Below are 20,659 nucleotides of genomic sequence, written 5' to 3' on the forward strand. Positions count from 1 at the left end.
CGGCCCGAGCGACGATACCCGCACCCCAGGCCAGGTGCGGGTATCGCCGTCGGAAACCGGTTTCAGCCGAGCAGGTTCCAGTCCTCCAGGCCCTGGTAGAGCGGGAAATCGTTGGCCAGTTTCTTGACCCGGCCACGCAGTACGTCCAAGTCGGCACCGCCGGCGAGAGCGGTGGCGATGATATCGGCGACCTCGGTGAATTCGGTATCGCCGAAGCCGCGGGTGGCAAGAGCGGCGGTACCGATGCGCAGACCGGAGGTGACCATCGGGGGGCGGGGGTCGAACGGGACGGCGTTCCGGTTCACCGTGATGCCGACCTCGTGCAGCAGATCCTCGCCCTGCTGGCCGTCGAGATCGGAATTGCGCAGATCGACCAGGACCAGGTGGACGTCGGTACCGCCGGTGAGGACGCTGACGCCCTTACCCGCGACATCGGCGCCGGTGAGGCGCTCGGCGAGAATCTTCGCGCCGGTCAGCGTGCGCTGCTGGCGTTCGGCGAACTCGGGCGTACCCGCGATCTTGAACGCGACCGCCTTCGCCGCGATGACATGCATCAGCGGCCCGCCCTGCTGGCCCGGGAACACCGAACTGTTCAGTTTCTTGGCGTAGTCCTGCTTCGCCAGGATGAGTCCCGAACGGGGGCCGCCGAGCGTCTTGTGGACGGTGGAGGACACGACATCGGCGTGCGGCACCGGGGAGGGGTGCAGGCCGGCGGCGACCAAACCGGCGAAATGCGCCATATCGACCCACAGGTAGGCGCCGACCTCGTCGGCGATCTCGCGGAACGCCGCGAAATCCTGGTGCCGCGGATAGGCCGACCAACCGGCGACGATCACCTTCGGCCGAGACTCCCGCGCAATGGCCGCAACATTGTCCATATCCACCCGGTGGTCTTCCTTGGAGACCCCGTACGAATGCACTTCGTAGAGCTTGCCGGAGAAGTTCAGCCGCATACCGTGGGTGAGATGGCCACCATGGGCCAGATCGAGGCCCAGCAGACGGTCACCGGGGTCGAGCAACGACATCAGCACCGCGGCGTTGGCCTGCGCCCCGGAATGCGGCTGCACATTCGCGAAATCGGCGCCGAACAGCGCCTTGGCCCGCTCCCGGGCGAGGTTCTCGACCACATCGACATGTTCGCAACCACCGTAGTAGCGGCGACCGGGATAGCCCTCGGCATACTTGTTGGTGAGCACACTGCCCTGCGCCTGCAGCACCGCGCGCGGAACGAAATTCTCCGACGCGATCATCTCCAGGGTGTCGCGTTCCCGGGCGAGCTCACCCGCCATCGCGGTGGCGAGTTCGGGATCGAGCTCACCGAGAGACCGAGTATCGACAGATGTACGGGTGGTCGGGGCTGCCATAGAGACTCCGTTGGTTGGCGCCGGGTGGTCTCCGTCCCGAGTGCGTGCCCGCCGACCACCGCCGAATCCGTTGTCGGTGCGGATCCGGTCCGATCGGCAGTGCACCCGACCCGCGGGGCGACGACCGCCGGATACGGCGTATCCGGCGCAGCGGGCAGGTCTTCGGACTCACAGGCACCGACTCGATATCGAGCCGACCTACTGGCCGTCGCTTCCCGGACGATGACACATCCAGTGCCGATGACGGCGGTCGTTCCTGTTCACCGCTGCGGGGACAGTCCCGGATTTCCACCGGGTTCCCTCTTCGACCGCGGCCACTGTGGACGGGTCTTCGACGCCGGCGACGGGTCGGATTTCCCGAGCCACCGTTCGGCGAACCAGCTACCGGGTCAGGATAGATGCCGGGTCCGGACCGCTGCCCCGCACGGTGGCCTACGCCGGCCTCGTCCCGAGCTGCGTGGACGCGATGATGCGGGGGATACGCGGAAGTTCCTCTATTTTCGGCTGCGCCGAGGGGATCACCGAGTGGGGTGACATCGCGGTAACGTCATGCACGGTGCAGGGAACACCGGTGTGAATCCGGGGCTGTCCCGCAACTGTCACCGAGGAGCGATCCGCCATGCGTGGCCACGACCTACCCGGGTCGGAAGGCCGGTGGAGATGCGTCGATCCGGGAGCCAGGACACCTGCGCCGCGGTTTCGGGGATACACCCACGAGGATGGCGATGGACAACTTGACAACGGGCCGATCCGATATCGGCCGTCGGCGACTGCTGGCCGGGACAGCCGGACTGCTCGGGCTCACCGCCCTGGGCGGTATTCCGATACTGACAGCCTGCGGCAGCGGCGAGCCTTCCGGCCCGCCGACCGGGCCACCACAACCGGGTGGCCGGCTGCGCTCGGCGATCGCGGGCCGTTCGGCGATCGCCGATGTGCTCGATCCGCACGAGGCCGGAAGTTCGGCCGGTGGCGCGGTGGCGAAGAACGTGTGGGACAGATTGGTCGCGTACAACAACGATCTCACCCTGCGCTACCGGCTCGCGCGTGCGCTGGAACCGAATGCCGACGGCAGCGTCTGGCGGATCCAGCTGCGTCCCGGTGTGGTGTTCAGCGACGGTTCGCCGCTGACCTCCCGCGATGTGCTGTGGAGTTTCGAGCGGATGCTCGATCCGGCCAGGTCGTCTTCGGGTGATCTCGCCATGGTCGATATGGCGCGGACGAAGGCCGACGGCGAGCTGACGGTCGTGGTGGCGATGAAGACACCGATCGCCGATTTCGGGTCGGTGCTCGCCGGCTGGTACTGCTACATAGTCAAGGACGGCACCACCACCATCGACGAGCGCGCACTGTCGGTGGGGACCGGTCCGTTCGCGCTGAGCGCCTGGTCACCGGGGGACCGCGCACTGCTGCGGCGCAACGACCGGTATCGGGACAACCGCGCGCATCTGGACGAGGTCGAGATCATCCAGATCGCCGAGACCGAGGCGCGGATGAACGCGTTTCTGTCCGGTGAGGCGGATGTGGTGCACGAATTGAGCTATCTGCAGGCCCGGAATCTGGAGAGCGATCCGACCGCGACGGTGATCGTGCCGCCGGAAGGGTTGATGGGCGCTTTCCAGATGCGGGTGGACCTGCCGCCGTTCGACGATGTGCGGGTGCGGCAGGCGATGCGGCTGGCGGTGGACCGGCAGGCGATGGTCGATTCCGTCTACTACGGATACGGCGAGGTCGGTAACGATATCTACGGCAAGGGCGCGCCTTTCTACAACGACGCCCTGCCGCAGCGCGCCTACGATCCGCAGCGTGCCCGCGAACTCTTGCGCGCGGCCGGTAAGGAGAACCTCGAGGTCGTCTTGCCGACCGCCGACGGTATGCCGGGGATGGTCGAGTCGGCGACGCTGTTCGCTGAGCACGCCAAGGCCGCCGGGATCACCGTCCGACTCGAGTCGGCGGCCGCCGACACCTACTTCTCGCAGGTCACCGGTAAACGCCCGCTGACCCATATCGGCTGGTGGAATTACAGTCTCGACTACTTCTACGGCCAGACCGGTACCAGTTCGTCACCGAGCAACGGCACCGGGTGGCGGCGTCCGGCTTGGGATGCGAAGTTCGCCGCCGCGCGGGCCGCGATGGACCCCGTCCGGCGGCGCGAGCTGTACTTCGATCTCCAGGAAGAATTGTGGAACGAGGGCGGCTACATCCTGCACAGTTTCGCGAAGCGTCCCGATGCCGCACGTAACAATGTCGGCGGGATGCGGGCCGGTGTCCCCGGTACCGACGACTGGGCGAACTACGCCACCACCTGGCTCGCCGGTCAGGGCTGAGATCTCGCGTGCTGCACTATTTCCTCCGGCGCGCCGTCGCCGGGATCGGTGTGCTCGTCACTGTCACCGTGCTCGTTTTCGGCTTGTTCGAAATGCTGGATTCGGATGCGGCCGTGGTGATCCTGTCCCGGCGCGGTGCGGGTGATCCCTCGCCGGAACAGCTGGCGGCCCTGCGTGCCGAGTTGGGTCTGGATCGGCCCGCGCCGGCGAGATTCGCCGAATGGGTCACCGGTTTCCTGCGCGGTGACCTCGGCGAGTCGCTGATCTCGGGGCGTCCGGTGGCCGATGTGCTGCTCGACCGCCTGGCCAACAGCGCGGCGCTGGCGGTGCTGACGATCGTGCTGTTGATTCCGGTGGCGGTGGGACTGGGGTTGCTGGCCGGTGCCCGGCCGGGATCACGGACCGACCGAGTGATCAGCGTCGGGGCACTCACGATGGAATCGATCCCGTCGTTCGTCCTGGGGGTGCTGCTGGTGGCCGTGGTGGCGCTGTCGTTGCGGCTACTGCCCGCGATATCGCTGGTGCCCACCGGCACCAGCGTCTGGGACCGGCCCGAGGTGCTGGTCCTGCCGGTGATCTGTCTGCTGCTGGGACTGTCCCCGCACCCGGCGCGACTGGTGCGCGCGCAGACCACCACGGTGATGGCCTCGGAGTACATCCGGACCGCTCGGCTCAACGGCGTCGGCGGTATCCGGCTGGTACTGCGGCACGCCGCTCCCAACGCACTCTCCGCGTCGGTCCATCCCCTCGCCGGGTCGGTGGTGGGGTTGATCGGCGGAATCGCCGTCGTGGAAACACTTTTCTCCTATCCCGGGGTGTCGAAGGAGCTGCTGACCGCGATCTCGGCGCGGGACTATCCGTTCGTGCAGTCCGCCGCGGTGCTCTTGGCCGCGTTCGGAATCGCGGTCTACCTGGCGGCGGATATGGTCGCGCTGCTGGTCAGTCCGCGCGCGCGAGCCTCGGTCGAGGGGGACCTGCGGTGAGGAAAGCCTGGTGGTCCCTGGTTCTCGCGGGGGTGTCGGTCGTGATCGCGATCGGACCGGCACTGGCCCCGCATTCACCCACCGCGCCGGTCGGCGCACCGTTCCAGCCCCCGAACGCGGCATCCCCGCTGGGCACCGATGTGATCGGTCGCGATGTGCTGTCCCGTGTGCTGCACGGCGGGTGGTCGCTGCTCCTGATCTCGGTGGTCTCGCTGCTCGCCGGCTACGCACTCGGTGTGGGGCTGGGACTGATCGCCGGACTGCGCCCGCGTATCGACGCCTGGATCATGCGGCCGGTCGACGCGCTGGTGGTCCTGCCGTGGTTCCTGCTGCTGGCGGTGATCGCCACCGCGCTCGGTGCCGGACCGGCGGCCGTCATGCTGACCGCGTCACTGGCGTCGGTGCCCTGGATCGTGCGCATCGTCCGTACCGCCGTCCACGAACTCGCGGGCGCGGGTTACGTGGAATCGGCGCGGGCCCGCGGCGAGCCGCTGTGGTGGGTCGCGGTGGTCGAAGTACTGCCCAACCTGCGCGCGGTGGTCCTCGCCGATGCCGGGGTCCGGTTCTCCGGCGTCATCTCCATCGTCGCGGTCGGTGGCTTCCTCGGGCTCGGTATGCGACCACCGTCGCCGGACTGGGCGCTGATGATCACCGAGAACCGCTCCGGATTCGCGCTGCAACCCTGGTCGGTCCTCGCGCCGGCACTGCTCATCATGGTGCTGGTCGTATCGGTCAATATGTTCAGTGACCGAGTCCTCGGCTATCGCCGTCCACGCGCGGCCACCGCCGTGCCCGAATCCGGTCCCGAACCAGGCCTGCGGGTTTCACAGCTGCGCGTGCGCACAGACACCGGCCGGGTCCTACTCGACGACATCTCGATACGGCTGGCCCCCGGACAGGGGCTGGCGGTGGTCGGATGCTCCGGGGCCGGGAAGACGACCTTCGCCGCAGCGGTGCTCGGCGCCCTGCCGCCCGGTTTGTCGGCGACAGGAACAATCGGCATCGGCCGTGCCGGCCGCCACCGCCGAGCCGTCGGATTCGTGCCACAGGATCCCGCCACCGGACTCAACCCCGCGCTGCGGGTCGGCACGTCGATCGGCGAGATCATCCGATTGCACCGAACCACGAGCGATGCGGACGGAATCATCGACGCGCTGCGCCGCGTGGGGTTACCCACCGATCGCGAGTTCCGTCGCCGGTTCCCCCATGAACTGTCCGGCGGCCAGCAGCAGCGGGTGCTGCTGGCCACGGCACTGGTCGACGATCCGGCCCTGGTGGTGTTCGACGAACCGACCACCGGACTGGACGCCGGGGCCCGCGCCGATCTCGTCGAGATGCTCGGGCGGGTGCGCCGGGAGTCCGAGACCGCGTTCCTGATCATCACCCACGATCTCGCCGGTGTCGCGCCGCTGATCGACGACGTACTCGAAATCGACGGCGGCCGCGTGGTCTCCTACGCACCCGCGGACCACACGGTGCCCGAACCTTCCGTGTCGCCGCCGCCGATAACTCCCCGTGCCGGATCGGAACCGGTGCTGCTGGTGGAAGGTCTGTCGGTCGCGTATCGAGCGCAGCCCGTCATCGACGATATCTCGTTCGATCTGGTCGCCGGTGCCTGCCTGGCTCTCACCGGACGTTCCGGCGCCGGAAAGACCACCGTCGCACGCACCCTCGCGGGGCTGCACACCGCGACGAGTGGCACGATTCGCTTGGACGGTGCTGTACTGCGCCGAAGGGTCGACGACCGCTCCGCCGCGCACCGGCAGGCCGTACAACTGATCCCGCAGAACCCGGCCACCGCACTGAACCCGGCCCACCGCATCGGTGCCCAGATCGGCCGCCCGCTGCGGTTGCTGCGCGGGATGGACGCCGCCGCGGCGGCCGATGAGACCGCACGACTGCTTACCGAGGTCCGGCTGGACCCCGAACTCGCGAGGCGCAGACCCGGTGAACTCTCCGGTGGGCAACAACAGCGGGTCGCCATCGCGCGCGCCCTGGCCGCGGAACCCCGCGTTCTGATCTGCGACGAGATCACCGCCTCGCTCGATGCCGAATCACAAGGAGTCGTCCTGGATCTGCTGGACCGGCTCCGCCATACTGGACTGACGCTGCTGATCATCAGCCATCAGAGCGCCGTCATCGAACGGCTGGCGGACTCGATCCTTGATCTCGACGATCCGCGACTTTCCGGCGAGGCCGCTGCTGGATCCGGTCTCGGCAAGGGAGCGGGCGGACGCCGCGACGACCGGACTCGAACACATCGAGTCGCGGCGCACACCCGCCGGGCAGTGGAACCACCCACCGCGGGGGAGGCATGACCGGCGGGCAGGGCACGGCGACACGAGGGCAGGACATGCAATTCGGATTCATCTCCCATGCGGTCGGTTCCGGAAGCTCCGCCGATATCCTGCGCGAGACCGTCGAACTCGCCGAGTACGCGGAGGAACTCGGTTTCGATTCCTTCTGGGTCGCCCAGCACCACTTCGGCGCTCAGCATGGGCATTGTCCGTCACCGCTGGTCCTGCTCGGCGCGGTCGCCCAGCGGACGACACGGATCCGCCTGGGCACCGCCGTCGTCATCGCGTCGCTGGAGGATCCGATCCGGCTGGCCGAAGACGCAGCGACAGTCGACGCGCTGAGCGGTGGCCGGCTCGAACTCGGTCTCGGGGCGGGCGCGGACGAGACGACCTTCCGGCGATTCGGCGCCGACCACGATGCGCGGCACCAGCGCTTCGCCGAAACCGTGCACCGGATGCGCGAACTGCTGCCACCTGGCAGCGGCCTGGTCCCGGAGGCTCCTGGACTGGCCGACCGGCTGTGGATCGGAACGGCCTCCGAATCGGGATTCGCACTCGCCGCCGAATTGGATCTCGGAGTACTGACCGGCCGGACCTCGACACCACAGGGTCCCCGCGACGAGATCGCCGCCGGCCGGGTAGCCGCATACCGCGCGGCGCAGCAGCGGTGCGGGCGCGCACCACGGGTCGGGGTGTCCCGATCGGTGCTGTGTGCCGACAGCGCGTCGGCGGCGTTCGAATCCATGGCATCGGGAATCGAGCGCTGGGTGACGGGATCGGTTGCCGCCGGGCGATTCCCGACGGGATTCACCGCGCAGGACTACGTCCGGACCGGGCACACCTATCTCGGCACCGGTGCCGAGGTCGCCGAACTGATCGCCGCCGACCCCGTCGTGCCCGGCGCGACCGACTTCCTCTGCAACGTGCAGCCGGCTTCACCGGACCTGCCCGCTGTGCGGGCGAGCCTGAAATATTTTGCCGAGGCGGTTATCGCGGACCGCAACGGTTTTCCTCGCCATCGATCGTGACCAGCGTGTCGGCGACTCGCAGGGTCTGCTCGGCATGTGAGACGAGCACGATGGGCAAGCCGTCGTCGGCCAGCGAGCGGAGCAGCGCCAGGATGCGCGACGCGCCGGCTTCGTCGAGGGACGCGGTCGGTTCGTCCGCCAGGAGCAACCGCACATCGCCGGCCAGCGCCCGCGCTATCGCCACCCGCTGTGCCTGGCCACCGGAGAGTTTGCCCGGCCGGCGGGTGGGATCGAGATCGGCGAGGCCCACCCGGTCGAGTGCGCGGTGGGTGAGCGCGAGCGCCTCGGCCCGGGGTAATCGGTCCCGGAGGCGGGGAACGAGGGGTTCGGTGAGGCTGCGATAGAGGGGCCGGTGCGGCGCCAGGCTGCCCACCGCATCCTGGAAGACAATCCCCGCCTGCCCGCGTGGCGCCGGGCCGGGCCGGCCGTCCCAGGTCAGGGTTCCGGAGGTGGGCCGCTCGATTCCGGCGAGGAGCCGCAGCAGAGTGCTCTTGCCGACCCCGGACGGTCCGGTGATACCGAGGATCTCGCCGCGGCGGACCAGTAGGTCGGTGGGTGGCAGCCCGCCTCCGGCCGGATACCGCTTGGCCAGGTTCCGGGCGCGGAGAACCGGCTGCGGCGGCAGCGTTCTCGACTTCTGGGACGCAAGGCGTGGGAGCGCTGCCGACTGCTTCGCCGTTGTCTCGACGAGTGTGCCGTTCTCGGTGCGGTAGACCCGATCGGCATACTGTTCGACCAGTTCCCGGTCGTGGCTGACGATCAGCAGGGTGGTGCCGGGACCGGTGAGTGCCGCCATGACCCGGCGAGTGTTGGGTGCGTCCAGCGCGTTGGTCGGTTCGTCGGCCAGGACCAGCGGGGGAGCGAGCGCACATGCGGTCGTCACCGAGGCACGCTGAAGCATTCCGCCCGACCAGGCGAAGGGACGTTGCCGAATCCGGGAGCGGGCATCGGTGACGCCGAGGGCGGCGAGATCGCCGGCGATCCGGCCGTCCGGGACCGGGCGCCCGGTGATCCGCCAGCCCTGCGCGATATTGGTGCCGACCGTCATGATCGGGTCCATCGAGCCGAAGGGATCCTGGCCGACATATCCGAGGACAGCGCCGCGCAACGCACGGAACTCGCGATCGCCGCGGCCGGCCATCTCGCGCCCCTCGATACGGATGGAGCCTTCCACGCGAGCGGAGGCATCGAGGGTGCCGAGGAGGGCGCGCAGAATGGTCGTCTTACCGCTGCCACTCGGCCCGACAATGGCCACGGTTTCCCCACGCCGCACCGAAAAGGTGATATTGCGCAGCACCGCCGGCCCGGCGCCGTAGGTGACGGAGAGCCCGTCGACTTCCACGATCGGGACGCTCATCGAACAGTCCTGTCTCCGTGGCGGTCCCGCAATCCCTCGGCGATGAGATTGGCCGCGGCCGCCAGCGCCAGAATCGCGACCGACGGGGCGACGAGCAGCCAGGGGGCGGCGGTGATGAACCGGCGCGCGTCACCGAGCATCGCGCCGAGTTCGGCCTCGGGCATCTGCACGCCGAGTCCGAGGAACGACAGCCCGGCCATCGCGACGACGATTCCGCCGAGCCGCAATGTGGTGACCACGAGAAACGGCGGGAGGATCGCGGGCAGGAGATGCCGGAATCCGAGGGCCGGCCGGCTCACTCCCGCTACTTGCGCGGCGATCACCGAGGGCCGCGTGCGGGCGTCCAGGGTGAGCGCGCGGGCGATCCTGGCATCGGCAGCCCAGCTCGAGACGACCAGTGCCACCAGGAGATTGACATATCCCGGTCCGAACAGGCCCACGACGGCCAGCGCGAGCACGAGTCCGGGGAGGGCGAGGACGATATCGACCAACCGGGTGACCATCCGGTCGAGGCGCCCACCGTACAGGCCGCAGCCGAGTCCGACGAGCACACTGATGGTCGCCGAACCGGCCAGCACCGCGAACGCCGACATCATCGACAGGCGCAGCCCGTGCACCACCCGCGAGAACTGGTCGCGGCCGTACTGATCGGTGCCGAACCAGTATTCGGCGCCGGGCGGTAGCAATTTGTCGCCGTAGTGCGGTTCGTTCGCCGGATACCGGGCGAGCACCGGGCCCAGAAGGGCCAGCAGCGCCAGGAACCCGAGGAGCAGCAGTCCCGCCCGTACCGGCAGCGGAAGTGCCACGGGTCGGAACCGTAGCCGCCGTGGTCCGGTCGACTCGGCGGTGGTGTGGGGCGGTGCGGGTTGTGTCCGGGTCATCGGTCCACCACGATCCTGCGGTCGATCAGCGAGGAGATCAGATCGGCCGCGACACTGGTGACCACATAGCAGGCCGCGGCGGACACGGTGAAGGCCTGGATCACCGGAAGATCGCGATTCTTCACCGATTCCACGACGTAGGAGCCGAGGCCCGGCCAGGTGAAGACCGTCTCCACCACGGTGGCCCCACCGATGAGCATCGCGACACCGACCGCGAGGGCGTGCAATGACGGCACCGCGCTGTTGGGCAGCCCGTGCCGCCACAGGACCCGCCACGGGGAGGCACCGCGGGCCCGCAGTACCCGGGCCACCGGGGTGTCCAGGAACGTGAGAAGTTCGGCACGTAACAGCCGCGACCAGGTGTCGGCCATACCGGCCGCAAGGCACACCGCGGGCATCCACACCTGCTGCCAGGTGCCGTCCAGCGCGGCCTTCCCGACCCCGAACCCCACGACGAAGACCTGGATCAGCACCAGCGCCACCACGAAACCCGGAACCGACGCGAACACAAGAGCAAGCCCACGGGTGCCGTGATCCGGCCACCGGCCCGGAAACCGAGCGGCGGCCAGCCCCAGCACCACCGCCAGCGTCGCCGCCAGCACGAGTGCCGCGGCCGCCAGCATCACCGTGGCCGGAAGCCGGTCGGCGAGCTCGCCACCGACCGGCCGTCCCGAGGCGAACGAGAACCCGAAATCACCACGCAACACACCCCACAGCCAGTGCGCGTACTGCGCGTACAACGGCCGATCGAGGTGCAGCCGCTCGTTCAGGTCGGCGAGCTGCGCCGGATCCGGTTCGGGAACACCCTGCGCCATCAGGATCATCCGCGCGGGATCACCCGGCGCCAGCGGCATCAACGCCCAGATCAGCACACTGGCCCCGAACAAAGTGATCAGCGCTTCGGCCACGCGCCGGCGCGCGAAGACGAGAACACGCATCTCGACGTGACTACCGTCCGGTCCGGCTGGTGATGTGCCGGCGCACATTCGACACGGTGTAATCGGCCCACTCCGGTCCGGTCACCACCGTGAAGTACTTGAACGTGCCCGCGACGACATAGGCCCGGTCCACCACCAGGATCTGCTGTGCCCGCCGCAGCAGCTGATCGCGGCGGCCGGTGTCGAACTCACTGCGCAATTGCTGTCCGATGGAGTCGATCTCCGGATCGGCGACACCCTGCGCATTCGACGAACCGCCGCTGGTCCAGCGCACCAGGAACGGTTGAATCGGGTCCGCCGTCCCCGACAGCGAACCGCTCAACGCCACCGACGACTCCCAGGCCCCCGGATCCTTCTTCACCTCGGCGGAATCCTCGGCATTGTCGATTCGTAACTCGAACCCGACCCGTGCGATCTGATCCTGGACCGCGATCGCGACATCGGTGGTCTCCGGCCCCTGCGCCTGCGTGACGAACCGCACCACCAACCGCCGGCCGTCCTTCACCCGGATACCGTCGGCACCCCGGACCCATCCGGCGCCGTCCAGCAGGCGGTTCGCCAACTCCGGATCGTGCACCTGATTGGGCACCCCGAACGACATATCGCGGGGATACAGTCCCGTGGCCGCCTCGAACTGGCCGTTGCCGACATCGGCGGCGATACCTTCGTAATCGATAGCGGCGGTGAATGCCTTGCGCACCGCGGTATCGGTGAAGATCCCCGCCTTCAGGTTCATCTCCACCAGCAGTGACTGCAATGCCGCCGCCGACGACAGCACATGAGTCCCGGCGTCGCCCTGGAGTTCGAGCTGCGCCGAGGTGGACGGGTAGAACGCCATATCGGCCTCACCACTGCGCACACCGGCGAGCCGAGCCTGCTCATCGGGCACCACCCGCACAGTGACGCCCTTCAACGGCGGAGCCCCTTCCCAATGACCGGCGTAGGGCGTGAGAACCAGATTGTCCGGCGACCATTCATCGATGGCATATGGGCCCGAGTAGGCGCCCGCATCGACGATCTTCGCTGAATCGCCCTTCGCCGCCTCCATCGCCGCGACATCGTAGATCTGCAGCGAATTGTCCCGCGCCGCGAGCGCGGCAGGCACCATGGCATTCGGCCTCGGGGTCGTGATCACCACTTTCCCGCCCTCGACGGTCACCTTCGTCGCCGGGTCCAGATACACCTGGGCGGCCTTCGACCGGAGGATCTGCCGGGTCAGTGCGGCGGCGACAGCGGTGGCATCGACCGGCCTGCCGTTCTGGAAGGTGACCCCGGCCCGCAGCGTCACCACCCATCGGGTGTCACCGTCGCGGGAGACCTCCTGTGCCAGCCACGGCTCGATCTGTCCGGCCTCGGAAACCTGCAGCAGGTTCTCGGCGACACCCCAGTCGAACAGCCAGTTGGTGCCGGTCCCGATCGGGTCCAGCCCGGCGATCTTGTAGGAGTTGTAGATGGTCAGCGTGCCATCCCCGGACTCCCGTAACTCCTTCGCCGCTGCAGCGGCATCCTGCGCGCTCTCGGTCGACGCGCATCCCGTGAAGGCCATAGCGGCCGTCAAAAGGCCCGACAGCAGCGCCACGCGCGTGGAACGCCGCCACGACGCGACACCAACGGATTTATCGGGTAATTGCCGCTCGGCGCGACGCCGGGCGCGGCGAGTGAACACTCGCATCCTCATCCTCGTGAAACTCGATCCTGTGTGGGCGCAGGTATCCTGGCTCCCGGATCAACACTCGCCTTCGGCCTTCCAACCCAGGGAGTCGTGGCCATCGGATGAAGGTCTGCTACTCGGTCACAGTTGCGGGACAGCCCCGGATTCACACCGGTGTTCCCTGCCGGAGAAACTTAGCATCCGCTAAGTAACTTCGGGTCGGTTGACAACATCGACGTTGGTTGTGAAGGAGTCCAGTACCTGAGCGGGAGCTACACGACCTGCGACTTCCTATTCGATCGTCAGAGATATGCGCCGGCCCAAGGCGTGGGCGTAGTGGCCGATTCCCCCTCCGGACCCTTTTTTGCTGCATTTGACCTGCAATTTACGCCGATTCTATGAATCAGTTTTGATATATCTGCAGGTCAGGGCAGTGTGTAGGTGTTAGCGCTCCTCTCGGACACCATTTCTGTAGCATTTCTGCGCCAGCAACCGTGTCTTCGCACCGGCCCCTACACTGCCGCGACTGTCACCGGAGTCGGAGCCTACCCGTCCGGACTCGGCGAACTCGCCCGATCATATGGAGTCGATGTGAGCGGGGATTAACCGTCGATAGCGCACACCGGATGGCCACCAGGAAGATCTCCGGATATGCCAGGTGCAGCGTCGTTCTGTGACTCGGCATCGCGGCGATCACCGAGTGAGCTTCGGTCGGCCTGTTCAATGGGCTGTTGCTGATGTTCGTCGGCCAGTAGGTCCGCGATAGTGACGGCTTCGGGAAGAGTCCAGGTCGCCGCTTCGTCTGCGAGTAGCTGGTGCCACGACGGTGCTCCGGCTTCTGCGCGGGCCGCGGTATCCGAGCGGACTTTCAGCGCGAGCTGACCGGTCCGCATGAGGACGGGAACGTTGAGGTGACGAGCTGCTATGGCGGTCTCGCCGGTGATTGCGGCCGCTGCGGTCTTCGACAGGCTGATCGCTCCGGCGGCGGCGTGGGAGGCGAGTAGCATCTCTGTGCGTTTGGCTGCTGTAGGGGTCGGAAGGCGTGAAGAGCCAGTGGAGCGGTAGGCCCCGAGGTGGAGGTGGGTTCGGATGATGACCTCGCTCGCGAGCGTCCCAAGACCAGGTGTCAAGATCCCGGAGCGAAGGTTCAAACCGTCTCCGGAGTTCGTTCCGGCGTAGGCGTCGTTGGCGAACTTTCGTAGGGCAGGGATCGGCATCTCGCACAGAAGTGACCAGCCGGGCAGGGGGAGGTTCATCGGGGTCACGAAGTCGGCGGCCCAGTGCTTCAACAGCAGCGCGATCGCGATATGAGGTTCGGGTGCTTGTGCGAATGGCAGACCGGAGCGAGTCGCCGTCACTTCGGCGATCATCCGCTGGCCGTCTTCCCACCAGATACCTGTGAAAGTGCCGGTGCGGATCTGGTTGAGGGCGGTGAAGAACCGGCCGATGTCGTGGCCGGCGGACCGAACACGATGGTCCGGACCGCCGAATTTCGGTCCGGTGTAGTCGATGGGGAGTCGGGCGGTCTGTTTCTCCCACCGGCGCAGCAGATCGCTGTTCTTCAGCTGCGACAGACCGCCGAGTACCGCAGCGTCCATGTGGTGGTTGTAGAGGTTTCCGAGGGCGCCGATGAGCCCGGAGAGGCCGACGACTACCAGGTCGCTGGGCTCCCACGGAAGTCGTTGGGCTGCCCGCCATCGTTCGAGGTGCGCGAGCGCGATCGGGTCGAGGATGTCGGCGATCTCGGGCTCGCCCCAACCGTAGACTTCGCGGCGCTGTTGATGGCGTGTGGTGAGTTCGGAATAGGTGAGGTCTGTCGGGGTGTTGGCGATGCTCTGTGTCATCGCCGGGTCGACCGGCTGGCCTGATAGCGCGGATGCGGCGATTGCTTCGATATCGTCGAGGTCGCGTGTGAGTGCGTCCAAGTTGCCGATGTAGGCGTCATCGATCGGCGAGATTTGGTCGCTGGAGTCACCGACCGCGGTGCTCACGCAGCCTCCTCGAGGTCGTCGGCGACGACGGTGACGCCCTGGGCAAGGGTTTCCACTGTCTTCTTCTCGCCCTCGAGCTCGTCGAGCTCGGTGAGCAAGGCCTGGAGTTCATCATCTTCGGGGCCTGCGACACGCTCCTTGAGGCGGTCGGCGACGACTCGGAAGCGGGCGACGCGATCATCGGCGGCCAAGCGCCGGGTCCGCTCGGCGTCGAGTTCGGCCTGCTTGGTCTCGAGCTGTGTGCGGAGGGCCTCGATACGCTCTGCGAGAGCCACGACGGTCTTGCCGAGGTTGGTGACTCGCTCGCGAAGACTGACGATGACGGCTTTCGCTGCCTCTTCGTTGCCGTCGACATCGCGAAGCACCAGCTGGGTCACGACGTGGAGCCGGATAGCGTCCGCGGCGACGCGAGCCGCAGACAACCCGGCAGCCCTTCCCGCAAGGGTAGCTACCCCGGCTCCGGCCGCGCCGCTGAAGCCGGTGATGAGGGCGGCGCCACCGGCCATGCCGAGCCCTCCGGCAGCGATGGACCCGCCACCGATCGCGGCAAGACCCGCAGACGTCGCGACCGCGCCCGAGTAGCCCAGTACCAGTGCACCGTAGGCGCCGGCGATTGCCGGTGCGGCGAGGCCGCCGGTCAGCACACCGAGTCCGAGGCCGGCACCGGCCAGAAGCGCGTACTTGCCCCAGTTACTCGCCTTCGAAAGCTTCTTGATCGCGTCCTTGTACGCGGTTTCCACAGCCTGGAGGTCTTCGCGGTGTAGAGGGTTCATCGAACCATGAGCCTCGATGAGAGTCTCAGCGCGGACAGTCTTGTCCCACTTGCCCTCGACCCAGGGCTCGAATCCATACAGGTCGATCAGCAGAAGCAGCGCTCGTGACCGTCGTGCCACAACAGAGGAGACTTGCGGTCCAGCCGATTCGAGCGCCTCCAGATTGGCAGACTCGCCAGCGGCAGCGATCTCCTCGGCAACCACAGCAACAGCCGGCGACCAGCCTTCCTGGTTGCGCTGCCGGAGGGCATCAACAGCGTTGGTCCGGAAAGCGCTACGGATTTCACGCTTAGAGGGAAGGTGCTTGCCCTTCGATGCGGCGATGTCGCGCTGCATCATCCGGTACTGCCACGCCGTGAGGATGAAGTCCTCATCGGGAGAGAGCTCGAGCTTCTTCTGCACCAGCACCGCGTCCATGCGCGTGACAATAGCGAGAAGTCCCGATACAAGATGACCATTCCGAGCGAAAGTGTCAACACCGGGACGTTCGTTCCGGCGAGAATCCCAACGATCGAGAGCGTGTGCCGGTCCCAGTACCCCTTGGTGCGACGAAGCTTACGAGCTATGTCCTCGCAGAGCGACGCTCCGTTCGGCCACAGTTTATTTCGTCACTGTTGGCCACCACCAGGGACGACAGGACTCCAATCCCAGCCGGGCGCATTCATAGGGTAAGGGGGCAATGCTTGTGGGCTTCTGAGGCGGAGATTCTTTGATTCGTGACGAGCGATGGTCTCATGCCTACCGACGCAGTCCGGCAGGCGAGCATCGACCGAATGAGCCGTGATCGCAGCACCACCGCGAGGGCCGCGCTACTCATCCGATGATGCGGGCGGCAATCATACAGTCGCAGCGGCGGTTGCAGTTGCCCGTGGTGCCAAGATCGCGCCAGCGCTCCGCTGCGCACAACGGGCCGTAGCGGTTGACTCGGCGTGTTCTGCCGGGATGCCCTGGCGCCGCGACTTTCAGCCATGGTCAATCGTCAGTCGACGTCGATAGCTGCGTAACACAGGAGAACTCTCGACGATTGGGATGAATGAGTGATGCCACCGGCGGTCGCTGGCGGCGACGAGAACTCAACAGGAAGGGTGTGACTCGCGGTTGTCAACTTCACCTCTGGAGATACGCGGGGTTTGTCGGCGCTCTCACAACCTGGACGCTATCCGGACTGGCCGCTTGCAGCCTGCCGTATACGCTCTCGCGGTGGTCGGTATGCGAGGTCCAGATGCCTTCGAGCGACCACTGCTCTCGGCGGCACTCATGGCTTATCGGGGGACTGTCTCGACGAGAGCGTCAGCCAGCCGTGATCGCCTCGGCTGGCGTAAAATTGGTCGCGCCAACCTCCCCCAGCAGCCGCTGACCTTGGGAGGGGACCGATGAAGATTACCGTGTTGCGACTCAGTAACTTTCAGTCATTCGGTGCCTTGCCAACTGCCATCGCTCTCGATGATCTTACCTATGTATTGGGCCCGAATGGTGCTGGTAAAACTGCTGTCTTGGGAGCGCTCTCAAGGCTGTTCAGCCCCGTGGAAGCGCAACGACGTATCCGTCTTGACGACTTTCACGTACCGCTGGGCCGCTCGGCGACCGAGGTGCAGTCTGAGCAGGCAAAACTGTGGCTGGAAGTCGATATCGAAGTGCCAGAGGCCGCAGCCTCCAAAGTGGTGCATGCGTCAGTGCCAGCGAACTTCCTGCACATGGCCATCGCTACTCTTGAAGGTGTTCCGCGGGTACGAGTGCGGTTGTCGGCAGAGCTGGCAGCCGATGGCGTGATCGACGAGAAAATTGAGTACGTCCACGAAGTCGACGTCAATGGCGAACCGCTTCGGCGCTCCGAAATGTCGCGTTATGACCGTCGCCATATTGAAGTTCACTACCTCCCCGCTCGCCGTAACCCGGCCGATCACATTGCCTACACCACAACATCGCTTGTTGGGAGAGTTCTTCGGGCAGCAGACTGGACCATCGAACGGGCGACGCTCGAAAAACTAGCTAATGAGATCACCCTGTCACTGGCTGCCAACGGCACTGTTGCCGCCGCCGGTACCAAGCTCAGCGAACAGTGGCACGGGCTTCATCATGGAACATATTTCACGGAACCATCGATCGCATTCGGGCAGGGCGAATTCGAGGATGCACTCCGTGCGCTCACCGTGCACTTCTCTCCAAGTCCCAGCGGAACGCCTCTGCCATTCGAACGGCTCAGCGATGGCCAGAAATCCTTGCTTTACATTTCTCTGGTACTCGCTTGGCAATCGCTGTCCCGCGAGGTCCTCACCGGTTCTATCACTTCGCTCGATATCGACCGGCTTCGACCACCAGTGCACACTGTTATCGCTCTCGAAGAGCCGGAGAACAGCCTCGCACCACATTATCTAGGCCGCATCATCTCGCGGCTGCGTCAGCCTTGTGACGAGGGCGACGTTCAGGCATTGATCGCAACCCACGCGCCGTCGCTTTTGCGTCGGGTAGACCCAAGTACGATCCGCTTTCTGCGGCTCAACAACGACCGCGAGACAGCTGTCCACCGTATCGTGCTGCCCGACGATAGCGATGTGGCCGCTAAATACGTTCGTGAGGCTGTGCAGGCATATCCAGAGCTTTACTTCGCCCGGTTCGTAGTCCTCGGCGAAGGTGCCAGCGAGCAGGTTGTTCTACCTCGCGTACTGGCGGCCGCCGGACTTGCTGAGGACGACGCATCCGTGGCGGTCGTGCCTCTGGGTGGGCGCCACGTCAACCACTTCTGGCGTCTCCTCACAGCCCTGCAGATCCCCCACGCGACCCTTCTCGACCTGGATGCTGGACGCTACCAGGGCGGTTGGGGTCGCATCAGCAACGCCATGCGCCAAATCAATGCCGTGCGTTCTGGCACATTCGAGGACGCCGACATCGCCGCGCTTCCAAAGTGGGACGCGGACAAACCGTTCCCAGTTCACGCCCCTAACGCCGGGCCAGTGGACGAGCTCGAACAGCACGGCGTCTTCTTCTCCGCCCCTGTGGACCTAGATCTGATGATGCTGGAGTCATACCCCACGGCATACAAAACCACTATGATGCCACCGACCCCAGCCATGATCGTGTCAGTGTTGGGCAAGAGCCACGCCAACCACGACCAGCTGCCCACAGATATCCAGAATTTGTTCGACAACTACCACAGTAGTTTCGGTCTCGGCAGCAAACCCGCCGCTCATCTTGCCGCCCTCTCCGAGCTCTCCGATCGAGACCTACGCGCCGGTCTACCCGGCGTACTGGAGCGCTTGGTCGACTATGTCCGGAACCAAATCGATAGGCTGCCAGAATGATCCGCCCTGACCAGTGGCACCCGAGCGACGGCATGGTTCTGGAACCCAACGCCTGGTCCGCGGTGACGATGGAATCCGGCAACGTAATCGTTACGGCGGGACCTGGAGCTGGCAAGACCGAGCTACTCGCGCAGCGCGCAGACTTTCTCCTGCGGACCGGGCTCTGCCGGTACCCACGTCGGATCCTGGCCGTTTCATTCAAAGTAGATGCGGCACGCAACCTGCGCGACCGAGTGCGCCGCCGTTCGGGCGCCGCGCTCGCGGCCCGGTTCGACAGCTTCACCTTCCACGCATTCGCCAAGCGCCTTATCGATAGCTACCGGCCCGCCCTGACGGGCTATAACGCTCTGGAACCTGATTACCAAATTCATCCCACTGTCCGGATCGAGGGCACCCAGATCACCTATAATGATTTGCTGCCGCTGGCCCTTGAGATCCTTGAATCTAATTCATACGCACTAGGTGCGATCCGCCAAACCTATGGCCACGTCTTTCTTGATGAATTCCAAGACTGTACAGACCATCAATACCAGCTAATCAATGCGGCATTTAGAGGCGGTTCGGCGGTCGTAACCGCGGTCGGAGATGCCAAACAGCAGATCATGGCCTGGGCCGGAGCTTTAGATGGTGTTTCGAAAACCTTTGCCGATGAATTTTCCGCTGAATCCTTACCTCTGTATCAGAACTTCCGCTCTGCCCCCCGTTTGCGGCGTATGCAGAACCGGATGGTCGCGCAAATGGACCCAGCCGCCGTCAGCCCGGATGCCGACCTGGTTGGCGAAGAAGGCCGTATCGAGGTCTTCACGTACGCAGACGAATACGAAGAAGCCACCGCTATCGCAACACTGATCGAGGAATGGATTCACGCAGGAGTGATGCCACACGACATCGCCGTGCTCGTGCGGCAGAAGCCGGAACAAGTCGCAGCAGACCTCGGGCAAACGCTGACCAGCCGCAACATTGCCTATCGCGACGAGAATAAGCGCCAAGAACTATCCGCCGAACCAGCTGCGGCGCTTATCCTTGCCTACATCGGGGTCATCGCCGAAGATCGCAGACCTGACGCGTACACCGAACTCATGCGAATCGCGACCCGCGGCGAGGCGGCCGAAGATGCTGCCCTCTTTTTCGACAGCCAGCTCAAGCGTTTGATCTACTCCGCGCGTGCGACCGCCCGCGGCAACGAGTTCCACGCAGAGGACCCGCGAGAGTGGCGGACCCTGGTTGAGGAGTTACTGCACAGATTGGGCCAGCCGGCTCTTAGTGCCTTGTCGCTCAGCTACCAACAGGGCACCCGCCTCGCCGACGTCGTTGAGGCGACTCTCGAAGCGTTCGAACAGGAACTAGCAGTCGATGGCGATCCAATTCGCGCACTGCGGCGATTGTCGGAACTTGACGCTGTTCCCATATTGACGATCCACAAATGTAAGGGCCTCGAATTCGAGAAAGTGGTAGTCCTCGGGGTGGAGCAGGACTTCTTCTTCGGTACGAGCGCAGCAACGATGTCCGAATTCTTCGTCGCTATCTCCCGAGCCAAACAGCACTTGGTCCTGACCAACGTCCGCCACCGTCGACGGCCTGCAGGTGCCCACCCCAACTGGCGAACCGCACGCACACCGGCGCGCCGTTTCCTTGAGTTCGCCCGAGAGCCGGAAGCAACGCGGCCGCCGATGGGGTCGGTGGGGCCGTCATTCAGTGCTGTACACGGACGCGTGTCGGCCACAGGGCCACCGACAGATGGCTCGTAACAAGATGCGCGTGGTTGCCTATTTT

Annotated in this window: 13 protein-coding genes and 3 riboswitches; of the genes, 6 read left to right on the forward strand and 7 right to left on the reverse strand. The window is 65.8% G+C overall.

Annotated elements, in window-relative coordinates; genetic code table 11:
* Positions 1-62: 62 nt before the first annotated feature.
* A complete protein-coding gene (glyA, locus tag ACQPYS_RS10765; RefSeq protein ID WP_433492473.1) occupies positions 63-1,364 on the reverse strand; it encodes a serine hydroxymethyltransferase in 1,302 nt (433 codons plus the stop codon).
* Positions 1,365-1,500: 136 nt separating this feature from the next.
* A riboswitch (cobalamin riboswitch) is annotated at positions 1,501-1,721 on the reverse strand.
* Between the two features lie 165 nt (positions 1,722-1,886).
* Positions 1,887-2,074, forward strand: a riboswitch (cobalamin riboswitch).
* A gap of 15 nt (positions 2,075-2,089) precedes the next feature.
* Between glyA and ACQPYS_RS10770 the strand changes: the two genes are divergently transcribed.
* The 4 genes from ACQPYS_RS10770 to ACQPYS_RS10785 are packed head-to-tail and all read left to right on the forward strand — an operon-like array spanning position 2,090 to position 7,996.
* Complete coding sequence (locus ACQPYS_RS10770; RefSeq protein ID WP_433492474.1) at positions 2,090-3,688, forward strand: ABC transporter substrate-binding protein; 1,599 nt, start codon at positions 2,090-2,092, stop codon at positions 3,686-3,688.
* Positions 3,689-3,696: 8 nt separating this feature from the next.
* Positions 3,697-4,671 (forward strand): ABC transporter permease, encoded by a 975-nt coding sequence (locus tag ACQPYS_RS10775; protein WP_433492475.1) that lies wholly within the window; start codon positions 3,697-3,699, stop codon positions 4,669-4,671.
* Complete coding sequence (locus ACQPYS_RS10780; RefSeq protein WP_433492476.1) at positions 4,668-6,989, forward strand: ABC transporter ATP-binding protein/permease; 2,322 nt, start codon at positions 4,668-4,670, stop codon at positions 6,987-6,989. The genes ACQPYS_RS10775 and ACQPYS_RS10780 overlap by 4 nt, the downstream gene beginning before the upstream one ends.
* Before the next feature lie 35 nt (positions 6,990-7,024).
* Positions 7,025-7,996 carry an LLM class flavin-dependent oxidoreductase gene (locus tag ACQPYS_RS10785; RefSeq protein ID WP_433492477.1) on the forward strand — a complete coding sequence of 324 codons (972 nt, stop codon included), beginning with the start codon at positions 7,025-7,027 and terminating at the stop codon, positions 7,994-7,996.
* On the opposite strand, the gene ACQPYS_RS10790 is transcribed toward ACQPYS_RS10785, so the two are convergent.
* The 6 genes from ACQPYS_RS10790 to ACQPYS_RS10815 all read right to left on the reverse strand — a co-directional run bounded on the left by ACQPYS_RS10790 (position 7,956) and on the right by ACQPYS_RS10815 (position 16,004).
* Entirely contained in the window at positions 7,956-9,353 is a 1,398-nt protein-coding gene (locus tag ACQPYS_RS10790) for an ABC transporter ATP-binding protein (RefSeq protein ID WP_433492478.1), read from the reverse strand. The two genes, ACQPYS_RS10785 and ACQPYS_RS10790, sit on opposite strands and share 41 nt — an antisense overlap.
* Complete coding sequence (locus tag ACQPYS_RS10795; RefSeq protein ID WP_433492479.1) at positions 9,350-10,159, reverse strand: ABC transporter permease; 810 nt, start codon at positions 10,157-10,159, stop codon at positions 9,350-9,352. The genes ACQPYS_RS10790 and ACQPYS_RS10795 overlap by 4 nt, the downstream gene beginning before the upstream one ends.
* A 71-nt stretch (positions 10,160-10,230) precedes the next feature.
* Positions 10,231-11,172 carry an ABC transporter permease gene (locus tag ACQPYS_RS10800; protein WP_433492480.1) on the reverse strand — a complete coding sequence of 314 codons (942 nt, stop codon included), beginning with the start codon at positions 11,170-11,172 and terminating at the stop codon, positions 10,231-10,233.
* 10 nt (positions 11,173-11,182) lie between these two features.
* Positions 11,183-12,844: an ABC transporter substrate-binding protein gene (locus ACQPYS_RS10805; protein WP_433492481.1), complete on the reverse strand. Its 1,662-nt coding sequence runs from the start codon at positions 12,842-12,844 to the stop codon at positions 11,183-11,185.
* 15 nt (positions 12,845-12,859) lie between these two features.
* Positions 12,860-13,041: riboswitch (cobalamin riboswitch) on the reverse strand.
* Positions 13,042-13,425: 384 nt separating this feature from the next.
* Positions 13,426-14,814, reverse strand: coding sequence for a hypothetical protein (locus tag ACQPYS_RS10810; protein WP_433492482.1), 1,389 nt, complete (start codon positions 14,812-14,814; stop codon positions 13,426-13,428).
* A complete protein-coding gene (locus ACQPYS_RS10815; protein ID WP_433492483.1) occupies positions 14,811-16,004 on the reverse strand; it encodes a hypothetical protein in 1,194 nt (397 codons plus the stop codon). Before ACQPYS_RS10815 ends, ACQPYS_RS10810 begins: the two co-directional genes overlap by 4 nt.
* 956 nt (positions 16,005-16,960) lie before the next feature.
* Between ACQPYS_RS10815 and ACQPYS_RS10820 the strand changes: the two genes are divergently transcribed.
* Positions 16,961-18,886: an AAA family ATPase gene (locus ACQPYS_RS10820; protein WP_433492484.1), complete on the forward strand. Its 1,926-nt coding sequence runs from the start codon at positions 16,961-16,963 to the stop codon at positions 18,884-18,886.
* Positions 18,883-20,634 (forward strand): UvrD-helicase domain-containing protein, encoded by a 1,752-nt coding sequence (locus tag ACQPYS_RS10825; protein WP_433492485.1) that lies wholly within the window; start codon positions 18,883-18,885, stop codon positions 20,632-20,634. Before ACQPYS_RS10820 ends, ACQPYS_RS10825 begins: the two co-directional genes overlap by 4 nt.
* Positions 20,635-20,659 lie beyond the last annotated feature (25 nt).

Source organism: Nocardia grenadensis (assembly GCF_050942415.1).
Classification (GTDB): domain Bacteria; phylum Actinomycetota; class Actinomycetes; order Mycobacteriales; family Mycobacteriaceae; genus Nocardia; species Nocardia grenadensis.